Here is a 23,062-nt window from a genome sequence, read left to right on the forward strand (position 1 = left end):
AGCATGTCAGACCCAACTTTTGAGTTTTCCCGCGCCATCACCCGCCGCCCGGCCCCGACCATCGCTGACGGATTGCGCGCAGAAGATATCGGAAACCCGGATTTCGATGGGATGACGGCCGCGCATGGGGCATACGTGGCAGCACTGAAAAGCACCGGGGCCGAGGTGATCGAGCTTGATCCCCTGGATGCGTTCCCTGACGCGCAGTTTGTGGAAGATACGGCCCTGTGCCTGCCGCAAGGTGCTGTGCTGATGCGGCCGGGCGCGCCTTCGCGGATGGGGGAAGTGGCCGAGATCGCCCCGGCACTGCGGACCTGCTATGAAACGGTCACACAGATCAATGGTCCCGGCCATATCGAGGGTGGAGACATCCTTGTAACCGGCCGCGAAATTCTTGTGGGCCGGTCAGACCGCACTGACGCGGAAGGTGTTGAAGAACTGGCGAAAATCACCTCGGAATGGGGTCACAAACTGCGGGAAGTGTTCACACCCGAGGGCGTTTTGCACTTCAAAACGGATTGTTCGCTGATGGATGCCGAGACAATTCTAGCGACCCGGCGATTGGACGCTTCGGGCTGTTTTGAAGGCTACCGGGTGCTGCATGTAGCTGACGGAGAGGAAGCAGCGGCAAACGCGATTAGGTTCAACAATCTGGTGCTGATGGCCGCTGGGTTTCCGCGCACCGCAGAGATGCTGGACCGCGAAGGCTATGAGGTCGTTGAAATTGACAATACCGATTGCGCAAAGCTTGATGGTGGCATGTCCTGTCTTTCATTAAGGTTCTGAGGGGCAGCTGCAGGGTTCAGACCCCAGTGAATTCGGCAGGTCACGTGTTGATGGTTCGAAAGACGGGCGGTGAACAAGCTTGATTTCTTCCGGTTGACCAGCGCTCGGATAACACTGCTTGAGCCCTGTTTGCCAAAGCCCAATGGCTAGGCCCCGCGGCAAGGGTCGGCGGGCCCTGAGTGGGATTGTCTTCCTTGTTCGCATCGGATCGTGCACCGCCGCTGCCGTTGCTGCACACTGCGCGCGCACCGGTGTCTGGCCCGCTCTAATGGCCCGAATTCGGAAGCGCCAGAACACTCGTGAGTGTTGCCGTTGTTGCCAGCACCACCAACACCATCAATGCCTCAACCTGGATGGAGCGGGCGAGGCGTTGCGCTGCCTTGACCTCTCCACCTTGCATGGCCGGAACAAATCGGAGCTTGTTTGCGGCGGCAAGAAACAACAGCAGCGCCACAAAAAACACTTTGAGCAACAACGCCTGCCCGTAGCCAGTGAACAGCAGCTCTTGGAGATTGCCGACAAGCAACCAGGCCATCCAAAGGCCCGCCACGATCAACGCCGGCACAAGCCAAGTGGCAGCTTGCCCAAAGACATGACCGAGTTCAGCAGCATCCTTCAGGTGTTCAGGAGCAAGGGCCATATTCCGCAGCGGGCTGAAGATGCCCACCCAGAAAGCTACACACAACAGGTGCAGCAGGAGCAGGAGCTGGATACAAAAGCTCTCCAGTTCCGGCACGTGCCCGATCTGCGCAAACGACCACAGAGCGATCGTGCCACCCAACAGCGCGATCCACTGACCAAAGCGAGGAACGGACAGCCCCACAAGGATCAACACTGCGCCAGAAAGGCGATAAACAAGTGCGTCGCCCACGGATGTCTGCCACAGCAGGCCAAGCATCTTCGGATCGACCATGCCGTCAACCCCGCCTGTCAAGGCGGCCCCACGAAGCAAGAAGCCAACTGCTGTCGCGACAAGAGCAAGCCATGCCAAGGCCCTGGCATGGCGCGTCATCGCAAGGTTCACCGGCGCGACAAGGCCGGAATAGAGGCATCCAACAATCACAAGCCCGGCGGAGCCCGCAAAGCCGATGTAGAGCACCAGCTTTGCGAGGATCGCGCCAATCGCCCAGATGTCTGGCATGCTCAATCCACGGTAAAGGAAAACGCGCCCTGCATCGCATGGCCGTCTTCACCCAAACCGCGCCATTCGATGACATAGGTGCCCGTTCCATTGCTCGGCAGTGGGATCGTGAACGCCTGACCAAAATTTGTCTGGTCACCCAAATCCAAGCTTACTGCCGAGTGTTCTTCATGGGCCATCTCTATCCGTGTCAGCCGGATGTTTTTTGAGAAGTTGAGGCCAATTTCAGCAGGCACATCCGTTATTCTGGAGCCGTTGGCAGGGGTTGTTTCTTCGACCTTGGAATGCGCCAGTGCGCCGTTGGCAAGCGCAACCATAAGCGCAAATGTCATGATCTTCTTCATTGGGTTACCCTCAGTTTATTCCGTTGGCACGCTGGATTTCGCGAATGTAGGCGATCACCATGGCAACGTCACCTCGTGTCAGCCCCTCCACGGGCGGCATGTCGCCAAATTGCCAATGGTGGCTTCTTACACCTTGTGAAACCGCCCTCTGAAAGGCTTCATCCGCATGGTGACTGGGTTCGTATATTTTGTGGATCAGGGGCGGCCCCGCACCCTCTACACCGACCGCGTTGGCGCCGTGGCATGACGCGCAGGAGACCTCAAAAACACGCTGGCCGATTGCGGCATTGCCTTCGATGGTCGGCATCCGAATTGCGACCATGGCGGCGCCTATGCGTGTTTCATGCGGTGTGGCTTCTTCGATTCCACCGGGGCGAAGAGTTATGAAAGCGGCGACCGCAGCGACAGTGCATGCGCCGATTAGAAAGTGACTTTTATTCATGGATTGGTCCTGACATTTTGGAAGCTAGTAACGCTGCGGCACATCGCGAACAGCCGCACGTGCTGGTCGCGTACATCCGCAGGGAATTGCGCTGCTTCAAAGGTCAGGGGGCCTGTAGATTGCGCCCGGTTCACTCAGCTTGACTTGGGTTCCAGCATGGAGCTCCGGGTCAGTATCACGCCGACCCTTGGCATCTTCACTGACTTGGAACGGCAATGCAACGGCTTGGCAGATAAAGGGATTGCACTCTCCGGTTTCGGAACTCTCCGGATCATGATGATGACCTGAAGCCAAGACGTCTTCGCTCGTTGCCAATGCAGAGTGTTCGGAAGGTTGCGTATGGTGCTCACAGTGAAGGCCCACGCAGCCCTTCGACAGCGCGTGCGCAACACCGCCAATGCCGGTCAGGATGACCAGAACGCCAACCAATAGAACAAGTGAATATCGCCGGATGACCATGGTGCAGGACGCTAATGCACGGGAGCGCCCGTGACAACGCCATACAGTTCATCCCCCGGAACAAGATCGCTTACTGGTGGTCTGAGATGCAAAAAAGCAAACCGTGTCTGCGATGCGGTTTTGTGCGCTGCATTCTCACCTTAGTCTTCATGGCCCAATTCGCAGTATCGAATGGTATCAATCATGCGCTCCCTCTGAGTCTCATTGAAAAGGCTGAATTTATCCCACGCGCCTTTGTCCTTGCCAAAGCACTCTTGAGACCCCGGGCATCATTGTGCGTAGTTCATGCCCGACTGTTATTTGTGCTTTTTTATTGCGTCGCCGCACGCTGCAAGACGCCGTGCCAGAGTACCAGCCTCTTTAGGGCATCTTGTACGCAAAGACATACGAAGGGTCCTACGTGTGGTGTTTGGTCTAGTGTGGGGTTTTGGTTTTGTGTCGGGCAGGGGGCCAACGGAAGTAATAGATCCCATGTCTGGACAGTGAGAGATACGCACGCAGCTTCATTTTGCGTCACACCTGTGTGTCACACCGCCCTAATGCTTGCTATCTAGTTGTATTGTTAGGTTTTGGTGGAGCCTAGGGGAGTCGAACCCCTGACCTCTTGCATGCCATGCAAGCGCTCTCCCAACTGAGCTAAGGCCCCATCTAAGTACCGCTGATGCGGTGGACGGACGTTTAGGAGACAGTGACGACGAGTGCAAGTCCAAAAATGGAATCGAACGCGAATTTCCGCACTAAGCTGTCCGTGGAACGAAAAAGGCGACCCTGTGGTCGCCTTTGACTTGATCAGTTTTCGTCTTCCGAAGACATGTCGGTGATATCATCCAGCGACACGTCATCACTGGTGTCATCATCGTCATCCAGCAGATCGTCATCCAGTTCGACGTCGACAGAGTCGTCGTCATCCAGAACCAGATCCTCTTCCGACGCGTTTTCACGCGCTTTGACCGAGGCGGCATCTTCTGCATCCGCCGCGATCATGCGGCTTTTGGATGTTTCAAGCTCCACGATCTCGCCAGTGTAGGGGCTGATGATCGGGTCCTTGTTCAGGTCGTAGAATCGCTTACCGGTGGTCGGGCAAACGCGCTTTACGCCCCATTCTTCCTTGGGCATGTCAAATCCCCTTGATATCAGGTGAGTCGTCTAAATGATTCAGCTCACCTGCCACAGGCAGAGAGCACTGTCAAAGTCTTTGCGCAAGAGAGGTCGCGATATGGGAGAGCATGCACTGCCAGGGACACCACCGGTGCCGCTGAGGCTGCGCAAATCCGCCCGGGCGCGGCGCATCAGTTTGCGAATTTCTCAACTGGATGGCAGGGTTACGCTGACCTATCCGGTCGGTGTGCCTGAATCCGAGGCGCTGAGTTTCGCACGTACCAAAGAAGAGTGGATTCGCCAGCATTTGCAGGACAGGCCGGAAACGGCCGTGGTGCAGTTCGGACAGAAGATACCGATTGAAGGCGTTGTCCGGCGAATCGTGCCCGCCAAGGGTCGGCGTGTTCAGTTGATGGCGGATGAGGTCGCAGTGCCCGAAGGGGCCGAGGCACGCAGATTGGCCCGGTTTCTGAAGGAATTGGCGCGGGACCGATTGATTGGCGCGTGTGATGATTACGCGGCAATGCTGGGGCGGTCGTACAGCACGCTCGGCCTGCGCGACACGCGGTCACGTTGGGGATCATGCAGTTCACAGGGTGGATTGATGTTCTCGTGGCGGCTCATTCTCGCGCCGTCCGAGGTGCTGCACTATGTGGCCGCGCATGAAGTGGCGCATCTTGTCGAGATGAACCACTCGCCCGCGTTCTGGGAACAGGTGGAAAGCATTTTCGGCCCCTGCCAGCAACCCCGCCGCTGGTTGCGTGACAATGGGGCAGAGCTGCATCGTTACAGGTTTGACGCAAAGCCGAGTTGACCTTGCACTGTTTTGTGATCACATAAGCGGATGTTGAGCACACGCCCGTCTGACACCCAAACTGCCACTCATGACTGGGTATACCGAGCCCTGAGGTCTCGAATCATGCATGGTGAGATGGCGCCGGGACAGGCGCTGACCTTGCGTGGCATCGGCAAGGAATTCGGCGTCTCGATGACCCCGGCGCGAGAGGCCGTGCGCCGTCTGGCCGCCGAGGGGGCTTTGTTCTTGTCCAATTCCGGCCGGGTCTCGACACCTGAGTTGACCAACGACCGGATAGAAGAATTGGCGGCGTTGCGCGCGTTGCTGGAAGTCGAGCTGGCCAGCCGGGCTTTGCCCCGGGCGCATATTGCGCTGATCGACCGCTTGCAGACCATCAACATGACCGTTGCCGAGATGGTGACCAAGCGGGACGCGGTTGGGTACATCCGTTCAAATCTGGAATTTCACCGCACCCTTTACCTGCGCGCTCAGGCGCCCGCGATGTTGGCCATTGCCGAAACGGTCTGGCTGCAACTCGGGCCGACGATGAGGGCGCTTTACGGGCGTCTCAGGCGCACTGAGCCACCGCATTATCACAAGCTGATCATTGCGGCCCTCAAGGCCGGGGACGAACCGGGCTTGCGCCTGGCGGTCCGTTCGGACGTGACGCAGGGATTGCGCTTGCTGGTGAGCTGAGCGGCATCCCGCCGACATTCCCGCGCCTACTGCTCAAGGTTTCACCGTTCTGGCCTGTTCAGTCCGACTGGGTTACTCTTGAGGCAAATCACAAACAAGAGCAGACCACAGCCATGATCACTCGACGGACTTTTTCCATTTGCCTTGGATCAACATTGTTGGCCGCCTGCACGGGTGGCGGTGCGCCATCCAGCGCGCCTGCATCGCGTATGCGGGCTGTTCCCAATGCGGGTTGGGATGCCTGGGTTGCCGGGTTCAAGGGCAGGGCGGCATCGCAAGGTATTTCACAATCCACGATTGACCGCGCCTTTCAGGGGGCAGGGTATCTGCCCGATGTGATCGAGCGCGACCGCAATCAGGTAGAGTTCAAACGCTCGCTTGAAGACTACCTGGCCATTGCCGCCTCGGACGAGCGGATCAGCACCGGCCAGAAGATGCTGCGGCAATACAACGGGACGCTGTCGCAGATCGAGGCGCAGTACGGGGTGGACAAGGAAATCGTCGTTGCAGTGTGGGGGCTGGAAAGCCGCTATGGCGCGCGTCGCGGCGATGTGCCCGTTGTGTCAGCCCTGTCGACGCTGGCCTATGACGGGCGGCGTGGTCAGTTCTTTGAAAGCCAGTTGATCGCGGCGCTCAAGATCCTTCAGAATGGTGACACCACGCCAGACAGGATGACCGGCAGCTGGGCCGGTGCGATGGGGCACACGCAGTTCATTCCAACCTCTTACCTGGCCTATGCCGTGGATTTCACCGGCGACGGGCGGCGCGATATCTGGTCGGACGATCCGACGGATTCGCTGGCTTCGACCGCTGCTTACCTGTCGCGCGCAGGCTGGGTGCGGGGGCAACCCTGGGGGGGCGAGGTCGGAACCGTTTCCGGCACGCCGGTCGCCGTGCTGCAACCGCAGAAACCCGGGCCGCGCATTGCCGTCTTCCGCAATTTTCAGGTCATCAAGCGCTATAACAATTCGGACAGTTACGCGATCGGGGTCGGTCATCTGGCGGACAGAATCGCCGGTGGCGCGCCGTTTCAGGCCTCGTTCGGGCCAGATGCAAACGGTCTGACATTGGACGACCGCAAGGAATTGCAACGGCGGCTGACATCCCAAGGGTATGATACGAAAGGCGCGGATGGGGTGATCGGCAAAAACACGACGTCTGCCATCAGCGCGTATCAAAGCGCCAATGGCCTGGCGGTCACCGGAGAACCCTCGGTTGCGTTGTTGCGCAGGTTGGGCGGCTGACGGTTACGCCGCCAACCCTTTCGAGCCGATATCGAGGAATTTTTGACGGCGGTCCTGTATCAGGGTCGCCGCGTCTTTGCCGTCCAGTTCCGCCAGCATATCGGTGAGAGCCGTGCGTACAGCCTCGACAGCGGCCGGACGATCGCGATGCGCGCCGCCCTTGGGTTCAGGGATGATCCGGTCGCAAACGCCAAGCTTGTGAAGATCCTGAGCGGTCAGACGCAGCGCCTCGGCCGCTTCACGCATCTTTTCTGCATCTTTCCAAAGAATCGATGCGCAACCTTCCGGCGAGATCACCGAATAGACCGAGTGTTCCAGCATTGCCACGCGGTTGGCGGAGGCAAAGGCCACGGCCCCGCCCGAGCCGCCTTCGCCGATGATGACCGACACCAGGGGCACGCCGATCTTCAGACACATCTGGGTCGAGCGGGCAATCGCTTCGGACTGACCGCGTTCCTCGGCGCCTTTGCCGGGATAGGCGCCCGCGGTGTCGATCAGGGTGATCACTGGCAGGCCGAACCGCCCGGCCATCTCCATCAGTCGGACCGCCTTGCGATAGCCTTCGGGACGGGCCATGCCGAAATTTCGTTCGATCCGCGATTTGGTGTCGCTGCCTTTTTCATGGCCGATCACCATGACGGGTTGATCGTTGAAACGTGCAAGCCCGCCGATCACGGCCAGATCATCGGCAAAATTGCGATCTCCGGCCAGAGGGGTGAATTCGGTGAACAGGGCATTGACGTAATCGTTGCAATGCGGGCGTTCCGGGTGTCGGGCGACCTGGCATTTCCGCCATGGGGTCAGGTCGGCATAAAGCTCATCCAGAAGCTTGGCGGCTTTGGCGTCCAACGCGGCGGCTTCTTCGGTTACGTCCATCTCTTCGTTGGTGCGGGCCAACGCACGCAGTTCTTCAGCCTTGCCTTCAATTTCAGCCAGCGGTTTTTCGAAATCCAGATACTGGGTCATGACGCCTCTCAACGCGAAAGTTCCCTGCTATATGGCCTGACGGTGCTCCGGATGCAACTCGGCAAGGAAGATGTTCGATTTCAGATGGGCGACTGGAAAAACGGATACTGATGGCCACCGCCAAGAAAGACCCCGCGCTGCGCGCTCTGGCCTGCACCCACGACAAACTAACGCGGCGTCTGACCCTGTACCCACCCGACACCGCGCCCGAGGATGTGCTGGCCGAAACCTGTCTGGGTCAACTGGGCCAGAGAACGGGATAGAGCGAGGCCACAAGCAGCACCGCCATTGTCCAGTTGAACGCAACCAGCCTGCGCGGGTTCGTCAGCACCCGCGACATCTGCTGCCCGAGAAAGGTCCATGTGCTCACCGATGGCAGGTTGACCGCCCCGAAAACCAACGCCACAAGCGCAATCGCATGCAGGGTCTGATTGGGCGTGTAAGCGGTTGTGGCGGTCAGGGCCATGGCCCAGGCTTTGGGGTTCACCCACTGAAAGGCGGCGGCTTGCAAAAACGTCATGGGTGTCCCCGCTGCCAAATCGCCTGCGGCTGGCGCGGCATGCGCGATCTTCCATGCCAGATAAAGCAGATAGATCACCGATACGACCTTCAGCACTGAATAGCTGACCGGGTACTGGTCAAAGACCTGAACCAGCCCTGCACCGACCAGCAGCACCATGAGCGTGAAGCCAAGGCCAATGCCCAGCATATGCGGGATCGAACGCCGAAAGCCGAAATTCGCACCCGATGCCATCAGCATCAGATTGTTCGGCCCGGGCGTAATGGATGTCACGAAGGCAAAAGCGATGAGCGCCAGAAGGATGTCGTAAGTCATGCTGCGAAGTATCGTCTGACCGGCAGCAAATGAAATTGCTTTTTCGTGCGCATTTCCGCTATTTCTGCAACTTATGATGAAGAATGATCGGATAAATCGCCAGATATTGCACGAACTGACCCGTGATGGGCGCATCAGCAATCTGGAGTTGGCCGAACGGGTCGGACTGTCTCCGTCCGCCTGCCTGCGTCGCGTTCAAGAGCTCGAGAAGGCCGGCGTAATCACAGGCTATCGTGCGGTTCTGAAACCGGCCGCGATGGGTGTCGGCTTTGTCGCCTATATCGGGGTCGGTCTTGGTGAACACACGAAAGCGGCGCAAGAGGGGTTCGAGCGGGCCCTGCAACAAGCCCCCGAAGTGGTCGAATGCCACAACATAACCGGTACAATCGAATACCTGCTGCGTGTCGAATGCGCTGATCTGCCGTCCTACAAGACCTTCCATACCGAGGTGCTGGGAACGCTGCCTCATGTCACGTCGATCACATCCTATGTGGTCATGGGGTCACCCAAGGATCTGCGTGCTTAACCACTGGAAATGTGAAGCCACACTCTCTTGCAGCGCAAATTTTCAGGGCCTAGTGTCATTGTAATGACGTTGCCAGGGGAAACGCCCAGCCAAAACGGTACGCAAACAGGGAGATTACGATGAAACTCGTTCGAACAGTGGCGACCGCAGTTGCCATCTCGGTCATTGCCGGGGCTGCTTTGTCTGCCCCGTTGAAACTGCAACCTGCCAATCCACAGCCATCTCCGAAGGCGGGGTTGAATGTCAAATACTCTGGTACAGGCAATCAACACAAGAAGATCCGGGATCTGAGTCAGGCAAAAAGCATGCTGTCTAAGGCAAAGCCCGGAAAGCCGTTGCGCGGGTTGGACTACAGGGACACCAGCAAGGGTGAGGATGTCTTGACCTTCGACCAAGCCTACAACGTTGCCGCCGAGGTCACAGGCTATATGCGCTTTGACTCACCTGGCGTTTACGAGCTGGAAACCTGGTCGAATGACGGGATAGAGGCTTGGGTTGGCGGTCAGCAGATTGGCCGGGTAAATGGCATTCAGGGCTGTGAAGCCAATCAACGCACCGAAGTGGAAGTGCCCAAGGCGGGCTGGTATCCATTGAAGATCGTCTATTTCCAGAAACTGGGAACCTCTTGCCTGATGATGAAGTCAGGAAAGAAGGGGGAACGCTTCACATGGACGCCCAATGACGTTTTTGGCCGTTGAAGAATTTGAAAGGGGCGCTCGATGGAGCGCCCTTTTTATGGCTTAGCAGCCCGCCGCAATCAGTTCGGCCTGCGCCACGATGACTTCGGCCTGCTTGATTGAGGCGATGTCGACAAGGCGGCCTTTATAGACGGTTGCACCCTCACCGTTGGCTTTGGCCTGTTCCATTGCGGCCAGGATTTCGCGCGCCTCGGAAACGGCCTCATCCGACGGGGTAAAGACCTGATTGGCCAGTGCAATCTGCTTGGGGTGGATCGCCCATTTGCCGACCATGCCCAGCGTGGCCGAGCGTTTCGCCTGAGCGATGTATCCCTCATCATCGCTGAAATCCCCGAATGGCCCATCCACTGGCAGCACCCCATGGGTGCGGCAGGCGGCAACGATGGCGGCTTGGGCCCAGTGCCACGGATCGGACCAGTGTTTTTCACCCTCGCGCAGCATGTAATAGTTTTCCTGTGTGCCGCCGATGCCCGTGGTCTGCATTCCCATCGAGGCCGCAAAATCTGCGGCTCCAAGGCTCATGGCCTGCAAGCGGGGAGAGGAGGCTGCGATCTCTTCCACATGCGCGATACCGGCTGCGGATTCGATAATGACCTCGAAGCTGATCGGTTTGGTCCGGCCCCTGGCGCGTTCAATGGCGGTGACAAGGGCATCCACGGCATAGACATCCGATGCGCAGCCGACTTTGGGAATCATGATCTGGTCCAGACGGTCGCCTGCCTGCTCCAACACGTCGACAACGTCACGATACCAATAGGGGGTATCCAATCCGTTGATGCGAACGGACATGTATTTGTTGCCCCAATCAACAGTGTTCAGGGCTTCGATGACATTGGCGCGGGCTATGTCCTTGTCCGAAGGAGCAACCGAATCCTCAAGGTCAAGGTTGATCACATCCGCAGCAGAAGCTGCCATTTTCGGGAACAGTTTGGTATTCGATCCCGGACCAAACAGTTGGCAGCGATTGGGTCGTGCAGGCGCGGCGGGTTGGATGCGAAAGCTCATCTGGACCTCGTGTGGGTAATGAAATTGCGATATTCTCGCCCAATGAGGTATTAAATTGCGCAACCTGGCGCAAGGGAGATTGTGCATCTGCGGCAATGCGGGTGCAGAATGCTGCGTGTCAGCAGCTGGGAAGTGGTGATTAAAGTTTAATCATTTTAAAAACTTCGAAGAATTTTGCGTCTTTTGTGTCCGTGGCGCAAGAATGTCGCGTACCTGCCGTGTTTGGCGGACCAAAACGCGAAACGCTCGTTAAAACGCTTCTCTAGCTTAGGCCGGAATCAAAGGAGTGACCGCAATGATCGAGACACCGTACCTGCTGTTTTTGGGCGATGCGCCCGACCAATTGGCGGCCAAAGTGGCTGTGGGCATCAAGGATTGGCGCCCGGAAAACGCCGTCGGCCAATATCGTATGGACGGCTGCAAGGCTGATCTGGGTCTGAAGGATATGACCCTGACCGAGGCCAAAGCGGCCGGCGCTAAAACGCTGGTTATCGGTGTCGCCAACCGTGGCGGTGTGATCAGCAACGCCTGGAAAGAAGTTTTGATTGAAGCGCTGGAAATGGGCTTTGATCTGGCTTCGGGCTTGCACAACCTGCTGCGCGATGAAGGTGATCTTGTTGCCGCGGCACAAACGCATGGTTGCACCTTGCATGACGTGCGTGTGCCGACTGTCGGATACCCGATCGCAAATGGCCGCAAGCGCACTGGCAAGCGTTGCCTCGCAGTCGGAACCGATTGCTCGGCAGGCAAGATGTACACGGCGATGTCGATGGATGCCGAGATGCGCAAGCGCGGCATGAAATCCACATTCCGTGCCACAGGCCAGACAGGCATCCTGATCACCGGGCAGGGTGTTCCGCTGGACGCGGTCATTGCAGACTTCATGGCTGGCTCGGTCGAATATCTGACACCGGACAATGACGAGGATCACTGGGACCACATTGAAGGGCAGGGGTCGCTGTTCCATGTCTCTTATTCGGGTGTGACCATGGCGCTGATCCATGGCGGGCAGCCCGACGCACTGATCCTGTGCCACGAACCGACCCGGACCCATATGCGTGGTCTGCCCGAGTATTCCCTGCCGACACTGGCGCAATTGCGTGACACGGCCCTGCCGCTGGCGCGGATTGCAAATCCGGCCTGTCAGGTTGCGGGTGTGTCGGTCAACACGCAGAACCTGAGCGAAGACGACGCCAAGGCTTATCTGGCCAAGGTCGAGGAAGAGCTGGGTCTGCCCGCAACCGACCCGTTCCGCTTCGGTTCCGGTAAGCTGGTGGACGCGCTGGCCGCAATGTGATCTGAACAATGCGCCGGTGGCGGGGGTGTTTCGCCTCCGGCGTGAGTATTCCGGAAAAGATGAAGGAGCGGGTGCGTGCAGATAGAGGTCTCTCGCGATGTGTTTCAGTTGGCGCAGGTGTTTACCATCTCGCGCGGGTCACGGACCGAAGCAAAGGTGCTGACGGTGCAGGTGTCGGACGGAACGCATCAGGGCTGGGGCGAATGCGTCCCTTATGCGCGTTATGACGAAACGCTCGAGTCGGTCGAGGCCGAGATCGCCGGTCTGCCTGCTGAGTTTAGCCGTCGGTCGCTGATGGACCTGCTGCCTGCCGGTGCCGCTCGGAACGCCGTGGATTGTGCTTTGTGGGATCTGGAAAGCAAGCGCGCAGGAAAACGCGCCTGGGATTTGGCGGGCCTGCCGGTGCCCGGACCCGAGATCACGGCCTATACTTTGTCGTTGGATACTCCGGAGGCAATGCAGTCTCAGGCGGCCGAGAACGCGCACCGCCCGCTTCTGAAGATCAAGCTGGGCACGCCAGATGACATGCCCCGGCTCGAGGCCGTGCGCGCAGGTGCTCCGAACGCCAGGATCATCGTGGATGCGAACGAAGGCTGGTCGGCCGAGGTTTACGCCGACCTCGCCCCGCATCTTGTGCGTTTGGGCGTGGCACTGGTCGAGCAGCCATTGCCGGCCGGTGACGACGACGCTTTGATCGGAATGGACCGCCCGGTGCACGTCTGCGCCGACGAGTCCTGCCATGATCGCGCCAGCCTGCCCGGGCTTAAGGGGAAATACGATGTCATCAACATCAAACTCGACAAGACCGGTGGCCTGACCGAGGCGCTTGAACTGCGCAAAGCCGCAATCGCGGAAGGGTATGACATCATGGTCGGCTGCATGGTTGGCAGTTCGCTTGCCATGGCACCCGCGACACTGTTGGCGCAGGGTGCGGTGGTGACGGACCTTGACGGCCCGCTTCTGTTGGCCGAAGACCGCGACACCCCGCTGATTTTTGACGACGCCGGAGTTCACCCGCCCGAAGCGGCGCTCTGGGGCTGAGGAGACAAACATGACCCGAACCGTTTATGTAAATGGCGAATACCTGCCCGAGACCGAGGCCAAGGTATCCATCTTTGACCGTGGCTTCCTGTTTGCAGACGCGGTTTACGAAGTGACCAGTGTGCTGGATGGCAAGCTGATCGATTTCGAGGGCCACGCGGTGCGCCTGAAGCGGTCTCTGGACGAGCTGGAGATGGCCGAGCCCTGCACCAAGGAAGAGCTGCTGGAAATCCACCGCAAGCTGGTTGATCTGAATGGCGTCGAAGAGGGCCTGGTCTACCTTCAGGTTTCGCGCGGCAGTGACGGCGACCGGGATTTTGTCTTCCCTTCGGCCGATACCAAGCCAAGCCTTGTTCTGTTCACCCAGAACAAGCCCGGGCTGGCTGACAGCCCGGCGGCACGGAAAGGTGCTAAGATCATCTCTATCGAGGACATCCGTTGGGGCCGCCGCGACATCAAAACCGTGCAACTGCTTTACCCTTCGATGGGCAAGATGATGGCCAAGAAAGCGGGGTGCGACGATGCATGGCTGGTCGAGGACGGCTTTGTAACCGAGGGCACCAGCAACAACGCCTATTTCGTCAAGAACGGCAAGATCGTGACTCGCCCGCTGTCCAACGACATCCTGCACGGGATCACTCGCAAGGCCGTGCTGCGCATGGCAGCCGAAGCACAGATGGAAGTTGAAGAGCGGCTGTTTACCATCGACGAAGCCAAAGAGGCTGATGAGGCCTTCACGACCTCGGCCAGTGCTTTCGTGATGCCGGTGGTGGAAATTGACGGAGTCACGCTGGGTGATGGTACACCCGGTCCGATTGCCAAACGCCTTCGTGAAATTTACCTGGATGAAAGCCGAAAGGCCGCGATCTGAAGAAACACCATGTTGGACGGCGTTGCAGCAGACTGCAGCGGCGCCGTGTCGACATCAATCGGGTCCAAGGGGCCGTGAATTTCGCTGTAAATCCCGCCAAGCATGAACAGTTCACATACGGCTTTCGGCCGAAAGGCAGGTCACTTACAAGGTTGAGCCGGAACACTGGTATTATCGTCGGACCAGTTCCTGCTGTGTCACAGGAATATGGTTGAAGGCGGGGTTACCCGACCTTGAAAGGGCTCAGGCTTTCCTGAAACTGTTCGATGAATTCCAGCGTTACCAATGACGGTTGCTTCAAAATTGGACGCACTAACGAGAGGGTATGCGTCAAAGACGGCTTGAATGGCCGATAACTCAATCCCCTCGACGTGTATTGGACAGCATCCAGTTCGCTAACGACCGAGACACCGACACCTTCCAGCGCCAATTCACATGCTGCCGTGAACTGCCTGACCTCGATATGCGAGTTCAATTCGACATTGGCATGTTGAAACACTTTTGAAAGCCGCCCGAAAAAGTCGCTGTCGCGTCGGGTGTGGATGATTTTGCTGTGTGCAAGATCCGCCGGAGTAATTTCGGACAGGCCTTCCAACTCGTGCCCAGTGGGGAACACGCACACCGTGCGAACGTCGATGTTCCTGCTTTCTACGGCCGGATGACCGTGAAAGCTGTCAGTGATTCCGAAATCATACTGCTCGCCGATCATCCATTCCAGAATGCGTTCAGGTCTGTCAGGTTCGATCGTCAGGGTGACACCGGGCCGATCCTTCAGGAAACCGGCAACGACTTTGGGCAAATGGCTGGTGGCAAATCCCGGCAGGCACGCGACACGGATGTGCCCTGCTTTGCGTTGCGTGATATCCTGGCTGACATCCGAAATCTGTCTCATTAATTCGAGAACGCGCTCGACACTTGGCAAGAGATAGCGAACCTCCTGCGTTGGCACCAATCGGCCTTCCCGGCGGTCAAAAAGCTGAAACCCAAGCGATTTTTCAAGATCGGACAGCAATCTGCTGACAGCTGGCTGGGTCACGCCCAGATCAGCCGCTGCGGCCGTGACAGACCCGTTGGTGGTCACGGCCATCAGGGCCTCCAACTGCCGAACTCTCAGAATTTGACTCATTGCTGATCCCGATCTGCTGTGCCATTTCATAACACTATGTTATTTTTTCACCAAGTAGATAGGCCTTGAATTATATTTTTGTAACGTTAACGTCGTGAAATCGTCATGTGGGCCGTTTACGCGTTGCGGTCGGTATTCAACGAAGCATCAACCCTGATGCATGGGAGGAATCATGAAAAAGAATCTGCTTGGCGCTCTTGCCATCACCACGGCCTTGTCCCCCTTGGCGGCAATGGCGCAAACCGAAGTCCAGTTCTGGCATGCCTTCACCGGTCGCCTTGGGGAACTTGTCAAAGGACAAGTTGAAGAATTCAACGCCAGTCAGGATGAGTTCGTCGTGGTCGAAAGCCACAAGGGCAACTACTCGGAAACCCTGAATGCCGGGATTGCTGCATTCCGGGCCGGTGAACAACCACATATTCTGATGGTGTTCGAAGTCGGCACGGCGACAATGATGTCAGCCAAAGGGGCGATCAAGCCGGTCTATGAGGTGATGGCCGAAAGCGGCGCGTCTTTTGATCCCGACGCGTATATTGGCGCCGTAAAAGGCTACTACACAACCACAGACGGAGAGATGCTGTCGCTTCCCTTCAACTCCTCGACGCCGGTCCTGTGGGTTAACCGCGATGCCATGCAAGCAGCAGGCGTTGATCCGGACACGGATCTGTCCACTTGGGAAAAAGTCGGCGAAGTGCTCGAGCAACTGAAGGCAGGTGGCGAGGATTGCCCGCTGGTGACAGCATGGCAAAGCTGGATTCACCTTGAAAACCTTTCAGCCTATCACGATGTTCCCTTTGCCTCACGGGACAACGGATTTGCCGGTCTGGATACCGAGCTGATGCTGAACGGTCCGGTGCAGGTCGCACACCTGACCGCGATGGGTGACTGGGCCAAGGATGGCAAGTTCATCTATACCGGCCGCAGAAACGAAGGTGGTGCGAACTTCCGGTCAGGCGAGTGCGCATTGTTCACCGAAAGTTCGGCCGGATACGCCGGCATCAAGGCAGAGGCTGAGTTCGATTTCGACGTGCGTCCGCTGCCCTATTGGGAATCCGTAACCAGTGAGCCGCAAAACACCATCATCGGTGGCGCGTCTCTTTGGGTAATGGAGGGTCATGAGCCGGAAGAGTACAAGGGCGTCGGAGAGTTCCTGAGCTTCCTGTCATCACCTGATGTACAAGCGGCCTGGCACCAGAACACCGGTTACCTTCCAATCACGACAGAAGCGGGTGAGGTTACGCGTGCCGCCGGTTTTTATGACGAAAACCCGGGCACCGACGTCGCAGTGATCCAGATGACCACGAAAGAGCCGACCGCAAATTCGAAAGGCTTGCGCTTGGGATCGTTCGACCAGATCCGGGGCATCATCGACGAAGAGCTTGAGGCGATCTGGTCCGGTGAGAAGACCGCTCAGGAAGCGATGGACAGCGCGAAGGAGCGCGGCGATGCGTTGCTGCGCCGGTTCGAATCCGCCAATCAATAAGTCGTAACGTCATGCGGGCCCTTTCGGGGCCCGCATTTTCTTTCTTCGGTGGGTTTTCAGGATGGAAAAACGCGTCACCTTTCGCGGCTGGCTGTTGCCATTGGCGTTGATCGCCCCTCAGGTCATCATTTCCGCTGTTTTCTTTTTCTATCCCGCCGGTCAGGCCATCTGGCAGTCGCTGTTCATACCTGACCCGTTCGGGCTGTCGTCCCAGTTCGTGGGGCTCGGCAACTTTGAATTCCTGCTGAGTGACAAGTTTTATCGCGCCTCCTTCGTGACGACGGCGGTGTTTTCCACGCTGGTCACGTTGTGCTCGATGATCCCTGCCTTGTTTCTTGCGGTCATTGCGGATCGATTGATCAAAGGGTCCGGGGTCTATCGGACGTTGCTGATCTGGCCCTACGCTGTTGCCCCTGCGGTTGCGGGCGTTCTGTGGCTGTTCATGTTCAACACGCGCGTCGGCGTCGTGTCATGGTATCTTGGCCAGCTTGGATATGACTGGAACCACGTTCTGAACGGCACCGAGGCCATGGGGCTGGTGGTCGTTGCCTCTGCCTGGGGGCGCATAAGCTATAACTTCCTGTTCTTTTTCGCTGCCCTGCAATCCGTTCCAAGATCCGTGATCGAGGCGGCGGCGATTGACGGCGCGCATTTCTGGCGCCGATTCTTCACGATCGTGCTGCCGCTGCTGTCGCCGACGGCGTTCTTCTTGCTGGTGGTGAACGTCGTTTATGCCTTCTTCGAGACCTTTGGCGTGATCCACACGATCACCGGCGGCGGGCCGCAACAGTCGACAACAATTCTTGTCTACAAGGTATTCTCGGACGGGTTTGTGGGGCAGGACCTCGGCTCGTCTTCGGCGCAATCGGTCATCTTGCTGATCGTCGTGGGCCTGTTGACGGTCATCCAGTTCAAATACGTGGAAAAGAGGGTGCATTACTGATGGCGGCCCAACAACACGGAATGGTCGAAAAAAGCGGCGCGGGCATCTGGTTGTCCCATGCCCTCATGATCCTCGGTGTCCTGATCATATTTTTCCCGATATGGCTTGCCTTCGTGGCTTCGACCGTGACCCAGGCCGAGATCGTCTCGCCACCGATGCCTGTCGTGCCCGGCGATCAGTTCTGGGTGAACTACAAGGCGGCGCTGTTCTCGGGGGTAAATGTGCCCGTTGCCACGATGCTGTTCAACAGTCTGGTGATGGCAATCGGAATTGCAGTCGGCAAAATCATCATCTCACTGCTGTCCGCTTTCGCGATTGTCTATTTCCGCTTTCCCGGACGAACGACGTTCTTCTGGCTGATCTTCCTGACCCTGATGCTGCCGGTCGAAGTCCGCATCGTTCCGACGTTCGAAGTTGTCGCCGGGTTCGGCATGCTCAACAGCTATTACGGGCTGATCTTTCCCCTGATTGCCTCGGCCACGGCAACCTTCCTGTTCCGTCAGTTCTTTCTGACCATCCCCGATGAGCTTGCCGAGGCAGCCCGGGTCGACGGCGCGCGACCGATGCGGTTTTTCATCGATATCGTCGTCCCCATGAGCCGGACCAACATCGCCGCACTGTTCGTGATCCTGTTCATCTATGGGTGGAACCAATATCTTTGGCCGCTGCTGATCACGACCGATCCCGAAATGAATACCATCGTGATGGGTATCAAGCAGATGTTCCCGTCCGGTGACGACTTTGCGCATTGGCCGACGATCATGGCGACGTCCATTCTGGCGATGATCCCACCGGTCATCGTGGTGGTGTCGATGCAAAAGCTCTTTGTCCGTGGCCTTGTCGATAGCGAGAAGTAAGAAATGGCAACAGTTACCCTAGAGAATGTCAAAAAGAGCTTTGGCCCGACGGATGTGATCCACGGCGTTGATGTCGATATCGCCGATGGAGAGTTCATCGTGATCGTCGGCCCGTCAGGCTGCGGCAAGTCCACATTGTTGCGGATGGTGGCGGGGCTGGAAACGGTCACGTCCGGGGAAATCCGGATCGGCGGTGAACGCGCCAATGACAAAGAGCCCATGGATCGCGACATCGCCATGGTGTTCCAGAACTACGCGCTCTATCCACATATGTCCGTGCGTCAGAACATGGGGTATGGCCTGAAGATCGCGGGGCTGCCCAAGGCTCAGATCGATCAAAAGGTGACCCAGGCGGCTAAGCTGTTGCAGCTTGAACCTTTGCTGGATCGCAAGCCCAGGCAATTGTCCGGCGGTCAGCGCCAGAGGGTCGCGATGGGCCGGGCCATTGTCCGCGAGCCCGCTGTTTTCCTGTTTGACGAGCCGCTCTCGAACCTGGATGCCAAGCTTCGTGTTCAGATGCGTCTGGAAATACGCGAACTTCAGGAAAAACTTGGGATCACGTCACTTTACGTCACGCATGACCAGGTCGAAGCAATGACGATGGCGGACAGGATGATCGTGATGAACGGCGGCATCGCCGAACAGATCGGCACGCCGCTCGAGGTCTATGAAACTCCACAAACGCTGTTTGCCGCGCAATTCATCGGCAGCCCGGCAATGAACATATTCGAAGCACGGCGCCAAAACGGGGCGGTCAAGATCGGAGAAATCGAAGTCGGCCCCTCTGGGGGTCCGGACTGCGCCGTGAAGCTTGGCATAAGACCGGAGCACCTGTTGTCGGATGACAACGGCCCGCTTGAAGCCGCGATTCAGATGGCTGAACCGCTTGGGGCCAACACGTTGCTGCACGGTCACCTGTCGGGCTCTGAAAGCGCGATCACGGCAAGCCTTCCCGGTGTCCACCCGATCGAAGGACGCCATCCGATTATGCGGTTCTCGGTGGCACCTGAGAACATGCATTTGTTTGACCACGCGACAGGCAAAAGGCTGGAAGGCTGATGGCGTCTCAACAGGTTGAGGCCTTTCGCGGCGGGGAGAACCTGATCCGGGTCGTGGGGCATCGAGGGGCACGGGGCGTGTTGCCTGAAAACAGCATGATCGGCTTCGACTTTTCACTTTCCATCGGCGTCCCGCTTCTTGAATTTGACGTTGTCCTGACAGCCGATGATGTGCCGGTCATTACGCACAATCATCGTCTGCATTCGGCCAGTTTCCGTGATTGCAATGGCCTGTTTCTGACCGGGGAAGAGCCAAAAGTTTCCTCGCTGACTTACGAACAGATCCGACAATTCGATATTGGGCGTCTGGACGGCCATTCCGCCTATGGCCAACGCTTCCCGGATCAGGCGCAAATAGACGATGTTCGTGTTCCAAGGCTGTTGGATCTGCTCGATTTGGTCAATGACCCGAATTACAGTGATGCCCATTTGATGCTCGAGCTGAAGTCGGACCCCGACGTGGCCCATGATGCGCTTTACCGGGAAAACTTTGTCCGCAGAGTACTTCGGGATGTTCGCGGCAAGGGTTTATCTTCGCGCGCGGTGCTTCACAGTTTTGATTGGAACCTGTTGGCGGAGTGTCAGAGGCAAGCTCCGGAAATACCTTCATCCTACCTAACGCAACTTCCGGATAATGCCGACGATGTTGGCGAGGATTCCTCAAAATCCGTTTGCCCGGACTTTCGTGGCCGTCGCGACGAAATTCCAAACTTGGTAAAGCAGGCTGGCGGTTTGCTTTGGTGCCCGTACTTTGCGGATGTAACACCCGAAAACGTCAAGCGCGCAAAAGAGCTGGGCCTGTGCGTCGTCGCGTGGACAGTCAATGAACACGAAGATATCGGCAGGATGATCGATCTGGGAGTGGACGCAATCGTATCCGACTATCCCGGGCGGGTTCAAAGACAACTGTCGGAGTCAGGCTTCCGTTGGCAGTAGCGTACCGGTGATCCCGGCACCCCGAGGGTGACGTGGATGAATTTCTTGCGCCGATTGAAAATTGCCTCAAACAAAGGCCCTTCAGCCCGTTATCGCTCAGGATCAGTATGTTTTTTCAACATGATTTGATGAGAGCCTTTGCTCAGGACACCGTTCTTGGGCCCGCGGCTGACGGAAATCCGGACCGCTGCCCCCATTTCTCTGAGCGTCACGCTTGCGGTTGTCGGGATAGTGTTCCGTACCTTTGGGCGATGAAGAAGAATTGATACCTGCACATCAGTTCGTTCAATGCCATCAGGTTTTTTTGGTATTGGTTTCGGCCATCGCTGGTCACAACCGTCATCGACGGGCCGGCGCCCCTGACGAACAGCGCCAAAAATTGAGTCACATTAACAACAATCTTGGGTTTGCTACAGTTCTGTCTCTTTTCCGCCGGAATTTGTGCTGATAAGGAAAAAATTGAGTGTTGGGGTGTTGGTAAGTGCGAGTGGGCAGATGAGAGCCGGAACAAACGGTCAAATAGCTATTACTTGGTGTCAGACGGAAATTGATGGGCTAGAAGACGCGCCCCTTTCCTGTATGACGGTCGGAGCAGCATGGTCATGGCGTGGACAAGCAATCGTCATGAGTGAGACTGCCGAGCAAAGCATCGGAAAAATCGGAAATGTCGGGGGCCTTTCCAGCCCGGTGACCAGCCACTTTCCTATTGTCCGTGAGATTTCGGGCGATGTGACCGGAACCCTTACCCTTACCAACGGTGCGCAGAAGTTCTCTGCCAAGCTTGTTGCCGATGGCAACGATACGTCGCGGGCTCTTGTGTTCGAAGGCGCTTGCCCGCCACGGGACGAAGAGTTCTGGATTGTCGATGTGACCGAGCTTGCGATGATCCCAAACCCCGCCGCGAAAAGCGGCGCGACGGTAGTTTCTTTTCCGGCCTCAAACTAGGATTTCAAGGCGCCGCCTGGCGGTTTGGGTGCGGAGCCCGGTCCGCTGGTTGTCTGCCCTGATCGTTTTTCTGAACTTTGCGGGATGTTGTGTTGACTCCGCCAGCATTGCGGATATAAGCGCGGTTTCATTGGTGTTGGTGGCCCCCGCAAGGGGATGCCTGTCATGGGGGAGACCTCAAGAGGACAACGCCCTTCATAGTGGCCCGTCAGGGCTTCGACCTAACGAAGGAGATCAGCCGTGACCAAACGCACGTCTGCCAAGTACAAAATCGACCGCCGGATGGGCGAAAACATCTGGGGTCGTCCGAAATCCCCGGTCAACCGTCGCGAATACGGCCCCGGCCAGCATGGCCAGCGCCGCAAGGGCAAACTGTCTGACTTCGGTCTGCAACTGCGCGCCAAGCAGAAGCTGAAAGGCTACTACGGCGACCTGACTGAGAAGCAGTTCCGCCGCATCTACGCTGAAGCCGAGCGTGTGAAGGGCGACACTGGTGAGAACCTGATCGGCCTGCTGGAACGCCGCCTGGACGCTGTGGTCTACCGCGCCAAGTTTGTCGCAACTGTTTTTGCCGCGCGCCAGTTCGTGAATCACGGCCACGTCAAAGTGAACGGCAAGCGTGTCAACATCCCGTCCTACCGCGTCAAAGAAGGTGACGTGATCGAGGTGCGTGACAAATCCAAACAACTGGCTGTTGTCCTGGAAGCCGTCGCACTGGCCGAGCGTGACGTTCCTGACTACATCGACGCCGATCACTCGAAAATGACCGCGACGTTCGTGCGCGCGCCGGGCCTCAGCGATGTGCCTTACCCGGTCGTCATGGAACCGAACCTGGTCGTCGAATTCTACGCGAAGAACTGATCTTCGCCGAAATCGAATTCCGAAAGGCCGCGCTTTTGCGCGGTCTTTTTTTGGTTTGCCCATGGCGCAGCCGTCATCGCGACATTGCCTGCGACTCCTTAGGGTGTTTTTGGGCAAATGAAGTGCGTGTCAGATCGGCAGGGGCCTGCCTTCGGCGATCGCTTCCATCGCGAAATACGAGGTCACGCTGTCCAGCTCGACCTTTTCGATCAATCGTTGATAGACCTTGTCATATGACGACATGTCCTGCGTTACGACTTTCAGCTGATAGTCGTAATCCCCTCCGATCCGATGAAAATCCACGACTTCCGGGATTGTCAGAACATGGCTCCGAAACGCCTGAAGCCACTGGGCAGAGTGGTGTCGGGTGCGGAGCATGACGAAGACCACAAGGCTCAACCCCAGTTCTTCTCGTGCTATGCGGGCCGTGGATCCGATCAGCACACCGTTTTCGTTCAGGGCCTTCAAGCGCCGCCAGCAGGCATTTTGGGACAGGCCAACCCGATCCGCCAATTCCCGCTGTGACAGGGTGGCGTCCTTTTGCAGCTCTTTCAGTATGCGTGTATCAATTTGATCTATTTTTGATGCCATAATTGATCATATGACAC

Annotated in this window: 26 protein-coding genes and 1 tRNA gene; 17 read left to right on the top strand and 10 right to left on the bottom strand. The window is 57.6% G+C overall.

Going from position 1 to position 23,062, the window contains the following annotated elements:
* Positions 1–3 precede the first annotated feature (3 nt).
* Positions 4–786 (top strand): arginine deiminase family protein, encoded by a 783-nt coding sequence (locus tag I9184_RS00105; RefSeq protein ID WP_171722713.1) that lies wholly within the window; start codon positions 4–6, stop codon positions 784–786.
* 265 nt (positions 787–1,051) lie between these two features.
* Here the strand turns inward: I9184_RS00105 and I9184_RS00110 are convergent, their stop codons facing one another.
* The 5 genes from I9184_RS00110 to I9184_RS00130 form a co-directional block, all read right to left on the bottom strand.
* The gene (locus I9184_RS00110) at positions 1,052–1,885 is read right to left on the bottom strand and encodes a CopD family protein (RefSeq protein ID WP_348539494.1); all 834 of its coding nucleotides are present in this window, start codon (positions 1,883–1,885) and stop codon (positions 1,052–1,054) included.
* Positions 1,886–1,929: 44 nt separating this feature from the next.
* Positions 1,930–2,271: a copper resistance CopC family protein gene (locus I9184_RS00115; protein WP_171634580.1), complete on the bottom strand. Its 342-nt coding sequence runs from the start codon at positions 2,269–2,271 to the stop codon at positions 1,930–1,932.
* Between the two features lie 10 nt (positions 2,272–2,281).
* Complete coding sequence (locus tag I9184_RS00120; RefSeq protein WP_209832240.1) at positions 2,282–2,713, bottom strand: cytochrome c; 432 nt, start codon at positions 2,711–2,713, stop codon at positions 2,282–2,284.
* A gap of 1,029 nt (positions 2,714–3,742) precedes the next feature.
* Positions 3,743–3,818 (bottom strand) — tRNA-Ala (locus tag I9184_RS00125).
* 143 nt (positions 3,819–3,961) lie between these two features.
* A complete protein-coding gene (locus I9184_RS00130; RefSeq protein WP_171634574.1) occupies positions 3,962–4,288 on the bottom strand; it encodes a TIGR02300 family protein in 327 nt (108 codons plus the stop codon).
* Positions 4,289–4,388: 100 nt separating this feature from the next.
* On the opposite strand from I9184_RS00130, the gene I9184_RS00135 reads away from it, so the two are divergent.
* The 3 genes from I9184_RS00135 (at position 4,389) to I9184_RS00145 (ending at position 7,006) form a co-directional block, all read left to right on the top strand.
* Entirely contained in the window at positions 4,389–5,084 is a 696-nt protein-coding gene (locus tag I9184_RS00135) for a SprT family zinc-dependent metalloprotease (protein ID WP_245217951.1), read from the top strand.
* A gap of 30 nt (positions 5,085–5,114) precedes the next feature.
* Complete coding sequence (locus tag I9184_RS00140) at positions 5,115–5,762, top strand: GntR family transcriptional regulator (protein WP_209832241.1); 648 nt, start codon at positions 5,115–5,117, stop codon at positions 5,760–5,762.
* Between the two features lie 113 nt (positions 5,763–5,875).
* Positions 5,876–7,006 (top strand): lytic murein transglycosylase, encoded by a 1,131-nt coding sequence (locus I9184_RS00145; RefSeq protein ID WP_171634569.1) that lies wholly within the window; start codon positions 5,876–5,878, stop codon positions 7,004–7,006.
* 3 nt (positions 7,007–7,009) lie between these two features.
* Here the strand turns inward: I9184_RS00145 and I9184_RS00150 are convergent, their stop codons facing one another.
* Complete coding sequence (locus tag I9184_RS00150) at positions 7,010–7,972, bottom strand: acetyl-CoA carboxylase carboxyltransferase subunit alpha (protein ID WP_171634566.1); 963 nt, start codon at positions 7,970–7,972, stop codon at positions 7,010–7,012.
* A gap of 110 nt (positions 7,973–8,082) precedes the next feature.
* Here I9184_RS00150 and I9184_RS00155 point away from each other — a divergent pair, with 110 nt between their 5' ends.
* Positions 8,083–8,235 (top strand): hypothetical protein, encoded by a 153-nt coding sequence (locus tag I9184_RS00155; RefSeq protein WP_171722719.1) that lies wholly within the window; start codon positions 8,083–8,085, stop codon positions 8,233–8,235.
* Here the strand turns inward: I9184_RS00155 and I9184_RS00160 are convergent.
* The gene (locus I9184_RS00160; protein WP_209832242.1) at positions 8,211–8,807 is read right to left on the bottom strand and encodes a LysE family translocator; all 597 of its coding nucleotides are present in this window, start codon (positions 8,805–8,807) and stop codon (positions 8,211–8,213) included. The two genes, I9184_RS00155 and I9184_RS00160, sit on opposite strands and share 25 nt — an antisense overlap.
* 73 nt (positions 8,808–8,880) lie before the next feature.
* Here I9184_RS00160 and I9184_RS00165 point away from each other — a divergent pair, with 73 nt between their 5' ends.
* Complete coding sequence (locus I9184_RS00165; protein WP_171634561.1) at positions 8,881–9,333, top strand: Lrp/AsnC family transcriptional regulator; 453 nt, start codon at positions 8,881–8,883, stop codon at positions 9,331–9,333.
* A 119-nt stretch (positions 9,334–9,452) separates the two neighbouring features.
* Positions 9,453–10,031: a PA14 domain-containing protein gene (locus I9184_RS00170; protein WP_171722721.1), complete on the top strand. Its 579-nt coding sequence runs from the start codon at positions 9,453–9,455 to the stop codon at positions 10,029–10,031.
* A gap of 42 nt (positions 10,032–10,073) precedes the next feature.
* Here I9184_RS00170 and I9184_RS00175 read toward each other — a convergent pair whose 3' ends face one another.
* Positions 10,074–11,036, bottom strand: a complete 963-nt coding sequence (locus I9184_RS00175; RefSeq protein WP_171722722.1) for an L-malyl-CoA/beta-methylmalyl-CoA lyase — start codon at positions 11,034–11,036, stop codon at positions 10,074–10,076.
* Positions 11,037–11,331: 295 nt separating this feature from the next.
* On the opposite strand from I9184_RS00175, the gene dgcN reads away from it, so the two are divergent.
* The 3 genes from dgcN to I9184_RS00190 all read left to right on the top strand — a co-directional run bounded on the left by dgcN (position 11,332) and on the right by I9184_RS00190 (position 14,245).
* Positions 11,332–12,333 carry an N-acetyltransferase DgcN gene (gene dgcN, locus I9184_RS00180; RefSeq protein WP_209832243.1) on the top strand — a complete coding sequence of 334 codons (1,002 nt, stop codon included), beginning with the start codon at positions 11,332–11,334 and terminating at the stop codon, positions 12,331–12,333.
* Between the two features lie 75 nt (positions 12,334–12,408).
* The gene (gene dgcA, locus I9184_RS00185) at positions 12,409–13,374 is read left to right on the top strand and encodes an N-acetyl-D-Glu racemase DgcA (RefSeq protein WP_209832244.1); all 966 of its coding nucleotides are present in this window, start codon (positions 12,409–12,411) and stop codon (positions 13,372–13,374) included.
* Positions 13,375–13,384: 10 nt separating this feature from the next.
* Positions 13,385–14,245, top strand: coding sequence for a D-amino-acid transaminase (locus I9184_RS00190; RefSeq protein WP_209832245.1), 861 nt, complete (start codon positions 13,385–13,387; stop codon positions 14,243–14,245).
* Positions 14,246–14,468: 223 nt separating this feature from the next.
* Here the strand turns inward: I9184_RS00190 and I9184_RS00195 are convergent, their stop codons facing one another.
* The gene (locus tag I9184_RS00195) at positions 14,469–15,371 is read right to left on the bottom strand and encodes a LysR substrate-binding domain-containing protein (protein WP_171722725.1); all 903 of its coding nucleotides are present in this window, start codon (positions 15,369–15,371) and stop codon (positions 14,469–14,471) included.
* A gap of 172 nt (positions 15,372–15,543) precedes the next feature.
* Between I9184_RS00195 and ugpB the strand changes: the two genes are divergently transcribed.
* From ugpB to rpsD, 7 genes are all read left to right on the top strand, one after another.
* A complete protein-coding gene (gene ugpB / locus I9184_RS00200; protein WP_209832246.1) occupies positions 15,544–16,854 on the top strand; it encodes a sn-glycerol-3-phosphate ABC transporter substrate-binding protein UgpB in 1,311 nt (436 codons plus the stop codon).
* A 61-nt stretch (positions 16,855–16,915) separates the two neighbouring features.
* Positions 16,916–17,797 (top strand): sn-glycerol-3-phosphate ABC transporter permease UgpA, encoded by an 882-nt coding sequence (ugpA, locus tag I9184_RS00205; protein ID WP_152459032.1) that lies wholly within the window; start codon positions 16,916–16,918, stop codon positions 17,795–17,797.
* Between the two features lie 20 nt (positions 17,798–17,817).
* Entirely contained in the window at positions 17,818–18,654 is an 837-nt protein-coding gene (gene ugpE / locus I9184_RS00210; protein WP_209833663.1) for a sn-glycerol-3-phosphate ABC transporter permease UgpE, read from the top strand.
* Between the two features lie 3 nt (positions 18,655–18,657).
* The gene (locus I9184_RS00215; protein ID WP_171722727.1) at positions 18,658–19,713 is read left to right on the top strand and encodes a sn-glycerol-3-phosphate import ATP-binding protein UgpC; all 1,056 of its coding nucleotides are present in this window, start codon (positions 18,658–18,660) and stop codon (positions 19,711–19,713) included.
* Positions 19,713–20,648 (top strand): glycerophosphodiester phosphodiesterase family protein, encoded by a 936-nt coding sequence (locus I9184_RS00220; RefSeq protein WP_209832247.1) that lies wholly within the window; start codon positions 19,713–19,715, stop codon positions 20,646–20,648. Before I9184_RS00215 ends, I9184_RS00220 begins: the two co-directional genes overlap by 1 nt.
* 624 nt (positions 20,649–21,272) lie before the next feature.
* The gene (locus I9184_RS00225) at positions 21,273–21,593 is read left to right on the top strand and encodes a hypothetical protein (protein WP_209832248.1); all 321 of its coding nucleotides are present in this window, start codon (positions 21,273–21,275) and stop codon (positions 21,591–21,593) included.
* Positions 21,594–21,833: 240 nt separating this feature from the next.
* Positions 21,834–22,454, top strand: coding sequence for a 30S ribosomal protein S4 (gene rpsD / locus I9184_RS00230; protein WP_152459028.1), 621 nt, complete (start codon positions 21,834–21,836; stop codon positions 22,452–22,454).
* A 129-nt stretch (positions 22,455–22,583) separates the two neighbouring features.
* Here rpsD and I9184_RS00235 read toward each other — a convergent pair whose 3' ends face one another.
* Positions 22,584–23,045, bottom strand: a complete 462-nt coding sequence (locus I9184_RS00235; RefSeq protein ID WP_171634539.1) for an Lrp/AsnC family transcriptional regulator — start codon at positions 23,043–23,045, stop codon at positions 22,584–22,586.
* Positions 23,046–23,062: the final 17 nt, after the last annotated feature.

Source organism: Ruegeria sp. HKCCE3926 (assembly GCF_017872515.1).
Classification (GTDB): domain Bacteria; phylum Pseudomonadota; class Alphaproteobacteria; order Rhodobacterales; family Rhodobacteraceae; genus Ruegeria.

Excerpts from the sequence above, each read along its gene's own strand:
- I9184_RS00170 (WP_171722721.1), top strand. The coding sequence starts at position 9,453 with ATGAAACTCGTTCGAACAGTGGCGACCGCAGTTGCCATCTCGGTCATT.
- I9184_RS00195 (WP_171722725.1), bottom strand. The coding sequence starts at position 15,371 with ATGAGTCAAATTCTGAGAGTTCGGCAGTTGGAGGCCCTGATGGCCGTG.
- I9184_RS00135 (WP_245217951.1), top strand. The coding sequence starts at position 4,389 with ATGGGAGAGCATGCACTGCCAGGGACACCACCGGTGCCGCTGAGGCTG.
- I9184_RS00225 (WP_209832248.1), top strand. The coding sequence starts at position 21,273 with ATGAGTGAGACTGCCGAGCAAAGCATCGGAAAAATCGGAAATGTCGGG.
- I9184_RS00175 (WP_171722722.1), bottom strand. The coding sequence starts at position 11,036 with ATGAGCTTTCGCATCCAACCCGCCGCGCCTGCACGACCCAATCGCTGC.
- I9184_RS00105 (WP_171722713.1), top strand. The coding sequence starts at position 4 with ATGTCAGACCCAACTTTTGAGTTTTCCCGCGCCATCACCCGCCGCCCG.
- dgcN (WP_209832243.1), top strand. The coding sequence starts at position 11,332 with ATGATCGAGACACCGTACCTGCTGTTTTTGGGCGATGCGCCCGACCAA.
- ugpE (WP_209833663.1), top strand. The coding sequence starts at position 17,818 with ATGGTCGAAAAAAGCGGCGCGGGCATCTGGTTGTCCCATGCCCTCATG.
- ugpB (WP_209832246.1), top strand. The coding sequence starts at position 15,544 with ATGAAAAAGAATCTGCTTGGCGCTCTTGCCATCACCACGGCCTTGTCC.
- ugpA (WP_152459032.1), top strand. The coding sequence starts at position 16,916 with ATGGAAAAACGCGTCACCTTTCGCGGCTGGCTGTTGCCATTGGCGTTG.
- I9184_RS00130 (WP_171634574.1), bottom strand. The coding sequence starts at position 4,288 with ATGCCCAAGGAAGAATGGGGCGTAAAGCGCGTTTGCCCGACCACCGGT.
- I9184_RS00190 (WP_209832245.1), top strand. The coding sequence starts at position 13,385 with ATGACCCGAACCGTTTATGTAAATGGCGAATACCTGCCCGAGACCGAG.
- I9184_RS00145 (WP_171634569.1), top strand. The coding sequence starts at position 5,876 with ATGATCACTCGACGGACTTTTTCCATTTGCCTTGGATCAACATTGTTG.
- I9184_RS00155 (WP_171722719.1), top strand. The coding sequence starts at position 8,083 with ATGGCCACCGCCAAGAAAGACCCCGCGCTGCGCGCTCTGGCCTGCACC.
- I9184_RS00120 (WP_209832240.1), bottom strand. The coding sequence starts at position 2,713 with ATGAATAAAAGTCACTTTCTAATCGGCGCATGCACTGTCGCTGCGGTC.
- I9184_RS00140 (WP_209832241.1), top strand. The coding sequence starts at position 5,115 with ATGTTGAGCACACGCCCGTCTGACACCCAAACTGCCACTCATGACTGG.
- I9184_RS00160 (WP_209832242.1), bottom strand. The coding sequence starts at position 8,807 with ATGACTTACGACATCCTTCTGGCGCTCATCGCTTTTGCCTTCGTGACA.
- I9184_RS00235 (WP_171634539.1), bottom strand. The coding sequence starts at position 23,045 with ATGGCATCAAAAATAGATCAAATTGATACACGCATACTGAAAGAGCTG.
- I9184_RS00215 (WP_171722727.1), top strand. The coding sequence starts at position 18,658 with ATGGCAACAGTTACCCTAGAGAATGTCAAAAAGAGCTTTGGCCCGACG.
- I9184_RS00165 (WP_171634561.1), top strand. The coding sequence starts at position 8,881 with ATGATGAAGAATGATCGGATAAATCGCCAGATATTGCACGAACTGACC.
- I9184_RS00115 (WP_171634580.1), bottom strand. The coding sequence starts at position 2,271 with ATGAAGAAGATCATGACATTTGCGCTTATGGTTGCGCTTGCCAACGGC.
- I9184_RS00150 (WP_171634566.1), bottom strand. The coding sequence starts at position 7,972 with ATGACCCAGTATCTGGATTTCGAAAAACCGCTGGCTGAAATTGAAGGC.
- I9184_RS00220 (WP_209832247.1), top strand. The coding sequence starts at position 19,713 with ATGGCGTCTCAACAGGTTGAGGCCTTTCGCGGCGGGGAGAACCTGATC.